We start from the raw sequence: 7,184 nt of genomic DNA, 5'->3' as shown, positions 1-7,184 counted from the left end.
GGCAATCCCAATTTCATAATATACATTTGGATTATGATCTGTTAGGACACCAATAATTAATCGAGCAGAATAAAGTTTTTGTAAAATAGTGTCCCAACCAATTTTTGTTGTAATATCTAAATCAGCTTTCCATGGTGAATATTCAATTCCCGAACTATCGTTGTATTTCTTTATAGCTGGTTCAATCAATTCATTAAATAAACACTTACATTTGTCATTAAAAGGCATTGCAATAAAAAAATGTTTACTACCAATCCAAAATTCATCTGGTTCAAAATTAAAAGGATACATATTAATTCCAATAAATAAAATCCCCTCCACAAATGAAGGGGATCAATCATAAACTTGTCATCATTAATCTTCATGATGACAAGTTTTCATAATCAACTATTTCCCAGCCATGTTCCGATAAAGTTCATATCTTTCTCTGGCATATCTATCAAATTCAGTTCTGAATCCTTCGACTTTATCCGGGAAAGTTCTTTCTAATGAAGTATATCTCGTTTCACCTTTGAGAAAATCAACAACCGGAATTTTTGGTTCTTTGGAATCGAGAATGAAAGGATTCTTTCCTTCTTTTTTCAGTTCGGGATTAAATCGATAAAGCATCCAATAACCTGAATCCACTGCTTTTTTCTCTTCCTGCTGCGTAAATGCCATATCGATTCCATGATTGATGCACGGAGCATACGCAATGATGATCGACGGTCCATTATATGCTTCTGCTTCTCGAATGGCTTTCAGAGCTTGAACTTTATTCGCACCCATGGCAATGCTGGCTACATAGACATAACCGTAACTCATCAACATCATACCAAGATCTTTCTTAACCGTATTTTTCCCGGATTCAGCGAATTTTGCCACAGAACCAAGCGGAGTTGCTTTGGAAGCTTGTCCGCCTGTATTTGAATAAACTTCCGTATCCAGAACCAGAATGTTCATATTTCTTCCTGAAGCCATCACATGATCAACTCCACCGTAACCAATGTCATAAGCCCAACCATCTCCCCCAAAAGACCAGACCGATTTCGGGATAAAGTAATTCTGCAGTTCCCTGATCTTAAGTAGAACTTTCTTTCGTTCATCATTGACACAAACTTTTATCGCGAAAACAATCATTTCTTTGATCTTCTTCACATTCTCTTTTGCAGCTTCGTCCGTTGCATTCCAATTGTCGATAGCATATTGGAGAGCTTTCATAAATTCCTTGATCCCATTTACTGTTTGAAGAGCTTCTCCACCTTGTTTTTCCGCCTGTTTGAGCATATTTTTAAATTCATCCGAACCAGCATCGGAAAGGATCTTTTGAACAGCAGTCAGCAGCAATCTGCGATTTGAATCAACTGCTAATCTCATCCCAAAACCGTATTCAGCATTATCTTCAAAAAGAGAATTTGCCCAGGTCGGACCATGACCACTTTTGTTCTTGCAATAAGGAATTGTCGGGAAAGTCGCTCCCCAGATTGAGGAACAACCTGTCGCATTAGCAATGATCATCCTGTCTCCAAAAAGTTGCGTGATCAGTTTCACATAAGGAGTTTCACCACAGCCTGCACAAGCACCGGAGAATTCCATCAAAGGTTGTTTGAACTGACTTCCTTTAACTGTCGTTTCCAGGTTACTTCCCAGCACATCGTTGGGTAGAGCATCGAAAAATTCCGCATTTTGAGTCTCTCCTGCTTTTCTTTCTTCAGCGATCGGTTTCATTACCAAAGCATCTTTCGGACATTCATTAACGCAATTCCTACAACCGACACAATCCTCGATATAAACCTGGATCTTATATTTGAATTCACCTTTGTCTTTACCCATTGCATCGAGAGTTGTAAAGGTTTCAGGAGCATTTTTTAAATTATTTTCTTTGATCAGTTTCGGACGAATGGCAGCGTGTGGACAAACAATAGAACATTGGTTACATTGAATGCAGTTTTCCGGAATCCAGTGCGGAACAAAAGGAGCAACACCTCGTTTTTCCAATCTTGTAGTAGCTGAAGGAACAAAACCATCAAAAGGCATTTGAGAGACTGGAATTTCATCTCCTTTTTCTCTCATAATTTTCTCGATCACATTTTTGGAAAAATCGTCAGCATCATCAGGAATTAATTTTTTAACTTCTGCATGTTTTCCAGGTAGAATTTTCGGAACAGGAATTTCGACCAGAGCTTCATTGGCTTTATCGACTGCTTTCCAGTTCATTTCCACAACTTTCCGACCTTTTCTCGTGAAATCTTTTTTAATCGCTTTTTTGATCATTTTGATCGCCTCTTCCCTATCCAGAACACCGGAAATCAGGAAGAAAGCAGTTTGCATCACAGTATTGATCCTGTTTCCCAAACCGACTTCATTTGCGATTTTCAAAGCATCTATATTATAAAGTTTGATTTTCTTATCAATGATCTTTTTCTGCATATCTTCGGTGAATTTTTCAAAAACTTCACTTCCTTTCCAAATGGAGTTCAGAAGGAAAACACCTTCGTCTTTTATCCCTTCAAGAACATCATATCTGCCGATAAAAGCCTGATTATGGCAACCGATGAAATCAGCATTGGTAACGAGATACGGAGACTGGATCTTCTCTTTTCCGAATCTTAAATGACTGCGGGTAATTCCACCGGATTTTTTGGAATCATATTGGAAATAACCTTGAGCATACATTTCAGTGTTATCACCAATGATCTTGATTGAATTTTTATTTGCTCCGACAGTTCCGTCAGAACCAAGTCCCCAGAATTTGCAGCAGATCGTTCCTCTGGGAGTAGAATCAATTTCTTCGGTTATTTTCAAAGAAGAGAAAGTAACATCATCTTCGATTCCGACTGTAAAATTATGAAAGCATTTTCCATCGAGATGATCATAAACTGCTTTTACCATCGAAGGAGTGAATTCTTTCGAGGAAAGACCGTAACGACCGCCGATAATGGTCAGATCCTTTCTATCTTTGAGAGACGCCACAACATCGAGATAAAGAGGTTCTCCCACAGAACCGCATTCTTTGGTTCTATCCAGAACTGCGATTTTCTTAACAGAAGAAGGAATTGCATCGATAAAAGCATCGACAGAAAAGGGACGATAAAGTCGAACTTTGATTAAACCCAATTTCTCACCTTTTTTATTCAGATGATTGATAGTTTCTTCGATAGTTTCGATTCCGCTTCCCATGGCAATGATGATCTTTTCCGCATCAGGATCACCGATATAATCAAAGAGATGATATTTTCTGCCTGTGATCTCTGCCACTTTATCCATATATTCCTGCACGATTCCCGGAGTGGCATTATAATATTTATTCACGGTTTCTCTGCCCTGAAAATAAACATCAGGATTTTGAGCACCGACTTTTACTCGTGGATTTTCAGGATTCATTGCCCGTGAGCGAAAATCTTCCACATATTTCATGTCCACAAGATCTGCAATCGTATCATAGTCGATAATTTCGATTTTCTGTATTTCGTGGGAATTTCTGAAGCCATCGAAGAAATTCACAAACGGAACTTTTGATTTCAAAGTTGCCAGATGAGAAACTATAGCCAGGTCAATGATTTCCTGGATCGAACCTTCCGCCATCAAACCAAAACCTGTATTTCTCGCTGACATCACATCGGAATGATCACCAAAGATAGAAAGCGACTGCACTGCCAATGAACGAGCAGAAACATGGAAAACAGTCGGCAGCATTTCACCTGCAATTTTGTGCATATTTGGAAGCATCAGCATCAAACCCTGAGATGCTGTAAAAGTAGTTGTAAAGGCTCCTGCAGAAAGCGAACCGTGAACCGCTCCGGCAGCTCCGGCTTCAGACTGCATTTCAATAACTTCTACAGGTTGTCCGTAAATGTTTTTCCTGCCATTTGCTGCCCAGGCATCAGCCATTTCTCCCATTCCGGAAGAAGGAGTGATCGGATAAATTGCAGCCACATCACTGAAAGCGTAAGCAATATGAGTCGCTGCCGTGTTACCGTCGATCGTGGTTTTTTCAAATTTTTTCATATCATACCTCTCATCTCATTTGATTTTGTTCAAAAAATTTATTATCAGAAATATCGTCAACTTTTTAAAAATATAGTTAGATAACTCCATCATTAGATATGGCCGGGTAATTTTAGGCATTAATAGAAAAGGTTCTCACCAGTAATTATCACTGATGAGAACCAGGGGGAGGAGAATTTATAGGAACACAAATGTATATCATTCAGGCAATTGTCTTACAGAATCCTGACAATATCCTGTTGAGAATTCTTAAATCTTAATTCCCGCTTCTGTGTGTACAAGAGGGACTAAAACTCGTTCCCATGCTCCCGCGTGGGAACACACTTTTTCATCTATTCCTCAGGTTTAACGCACAAGCATCAGAAATTGCATTCCAACGCAGGAGCATTGGAACGAGAAGAATTCGTTACATTAATTATTCGCAGTGACCTGATAAAATTTGCTATTACCCAAACCGGATAATGGTTCATTCCAATTATTTGAAATAACTCCCGCATCTTCGACCGTAGAAAAAGAACCGTAAGGGTCTATATCACTATAAATCGTATATGAAGTTGCTCCATAAACATGATCCCAGCTTAAATAAATGGTTGTTTCATCGATCATGATTTCCAGATTTGCCGGAGGATCGAGAACTGAATCATCAAACTCAATCGCATATAATCCTGTTCCGGTTCCGACTAAAAGATCATCATAATAGATGAACTCGATATAATTTCCTTCCGGGATTGTAATCGGATTAGTCCAGGATGTTGCTCCATTCAGAAGTTCATAAATATCATTCTCGATTGCCATATACACATCTCCGGTCGTATTATTGACAGTTATGCTTTTTCCTTCAAGAGATATTGGTAAACCGGAAGTTTCAAGCACATCCCAATAACTTGTTCCAAAGGCTTTATAATAGGAAACTACAGTGGTCCATCCTGCATCGATCCCGCAGGCATAAATATTCTGATATTGATCTACCCAAAGATCAAAGATGGTGACATAAATTCCATTGCCATAAATGTCTTGCAGGTCACGCGTTATTATCCAACCTCCAGCACCGTCATCTTCAAGTCTGTAAATACTGCATCCAGTTCCATAAGCCGCATCATAATGATAATCCACAGCAACATAAGCAACAGTTGTCTCTTCATCGAGGACAACGATATCATTGACATCCACACCGTTGGAAGGTAAAGGTGAACCGGTAATTTGAGTCCAATTCCATGATCCAATACATTCTCCCACAAAAATTCCACCCTGTGAATCAGTTGTTTCATCCCAGTCCTCTTCATCGTAAGTTCCGATAAATGTCCTTTCTGTTGGAGAACCTGAATCCATCGCAATCGCAGAAACAGATGTGCTGTAAGTCCAAGTCGGATCTTCGACAGATGCTTCAAATATCCTGTCAAAATTGCTTCCGTCCAATGTGCCGTAAGAACTTTCATACTTAAAGGCATTTCCGCTGGTATTTCCAACATAAACAGTGTCTGCCGTGATGGAAGTAGTTGCAGTTACATAAGGAGTAGAATCACCATCGGGCCAGATTGGAATTGTTGTCCAAATCGGTGTTAAGGTGGAATAATCATAAACATACCATATCCCTGATTTACTCGCAACCCAGGCAATATCTTTCGGAAGAACGGAATCAGAATCCATCGCAAAATCACTTACCTGAACCGCTTCGATCCCGTCATTGATTTCCGTTACTGAGGGAACAGTCAAGTTGCAGGCACCCATTGCCCAATCCGTTCTGACATAAGAAAGATCATCATTATTCGGATCAAAAAAAACAGAACCGTCTGCCCCACCGTGAGAATCCCAAGTTGTTCCTTTATTCATACTGAATACACGACTGAACATAACATTATAATCAGCTGGATCATTTTGCGTAACCTGGATCTCACCTCTGCCGGCATCCTGCGTGATGGTATTATTTGTCCAGGGATCACCATCAGCATCTGAATAGGCAATATAAGCTTCATACGAATAAGAATTACCCGTGTAACTTCCTGCAAAAATACGTCCATCGGGAGCAATTCCTGCTGCCAGATATTGTTTTCCAACAGCTGCCAGGTCGGTAACTGTCAGGTTGGAAAAGGTTGTTGTTCCATCTATATCATAATAAGGAACAGATGATTTATAGAAGATAGGGGGAGTTCCATCCTCAAAAATGTAAAGAGCTTCATTATCAGGATTGATCATAATATCGGGAGCGAATTCTCCATTATATCCCAAGGAAGTTATCAAAACACTTCCTGTATTATAAATCTGTCCGCAATTGGGGCTGCTGGTGTCATAGATCTCGCCGTAATAAAGATAAATATCATTGCCGAAATAGACTATATAAAAAATGTGGGAATCATAAACTTCCACTGCTTCCACAATAATCGGATCGACAGTGTAGAGTGAACTGCCGGTAATATCGCAGGCAACCAGGCCATTTCCCATAGTGCAGGCAAAAACAAATTCCGAACCTTCATCTGCGGCAAAACCTCTTATCCAACCGAAATTTGCTATCTGATCAAGATCCGGAACTACCTGGAAAGCACTATAAACCGGAGTTGTTGTAACATCGGTCATATCTGCATAGAACATGGAATTGGCACTGTTCGTGGTGATGAATACTCTGGTTTCCGTAGAACTCAATGGAATAGTGCGGATATGCTCTATCCTGCCGCCGTAAACAGGTTCGGCAGTCGGGATATTAACAGCAAAAAAGTTAAAATACACTAAGATAAAAACAACAAAAATTAAAAATGTTTTCTTTTTCATATCAATCCTCCTAAAGATTTTCGTATATCTCTTGCAATAAGGAAACCAGCGAGGACAAAAATATGAACAAAAATACTTAAAATCTTAAGTATAAAGTAATTACATAAAATTAATTAATTATATGTTAGATGAGAAATATCTGAAAAGTGTAAAATATACTATACAAATGTGTATAGAAGATTATTCTATTCGTTCATTCCAATGTCTGTATGCCACGACAAATTCCATCATCAAGTGGATAAATGTCGTGGATATTGCTCTTATTTTTCATTTTTTCCATTTCTATTTTTTATCCGTATGTTTAATATCGCAATATCTTCTCTCATAATTCTTAATTTTCGATGTTTTTTTATCCTTGACGGATAAGTCCCTCAAAACATTTTAAATCAAAATTTTATTTGATGGAGCAGAGAATGAATTTAAAACCTCAACCT

Annotated in this window: 3 protein-coding genes; all 3 read right to left on the bottom strand. The window is 38.8% G+C overall.

The genetic code is table 11. The annotated features are described in order from the left end of the window. The coding region (locus ENL20_07800; protein HHE38464.1) for a hypothetical protein at positions 1 to 291 on the bottom strand (291 nt) is incomplete at its 3' end. A 96-nt stretch (positions 292 to 387) separates the two neighbouring features. Continuing rightward, entirely contained in the window at positions 388 to 3,987 is a 3,600-nt protein-coding gene (nifJ, locus tag ENL20_07795; protein HHE38463.1) for a pyruvate:ferredoxin (flavodoxin) oxidoreductase, read from the bottom strand. Between the two features lie 411 nt (positions 3,988 to 4,398). Beyond that, entirely contained in the window at positions 4,399 to 6,750 is a 2,352-nt protein-coding gene (locus ENL20_07790) for a hypothetical protein (GenBank protein ID HHE38462.1), read from the bottom strand. Between the last annotated feature and the right edge of the window lie 434 nt (positions 6,751 to 7,184).

It is taken from the genome of Candidatus Cloacimonadota bacterium, from assembly GCA_011372345.1.
GTDB lineage: Bacteria > Cloacimonadota > Cloacimonadia > Cloacimonadales > TCS61 > DRTC01.
Note: the sequence above shows the minus strand (reverse complement) of the source record. Positions and strands in the feature narration are given on the sequence as shown.

Excerpts from the sequence above, each read along its gene's own strand:
- nifJ (HHE38463.1), bottom strand. The coding sequence starts at position 3,987 with ATGAAAAAATTTGAAAAAACCACGATCGACGGTAACACGGCAGCGACT.
- ENL20_07790 (HHE38462.1), bottom strand. The coding sequence starts at position 6,750 with ATGAAAAAGAAAACATTTTTAATTTTTGTTGTTTTTATCTTAGTGTAT.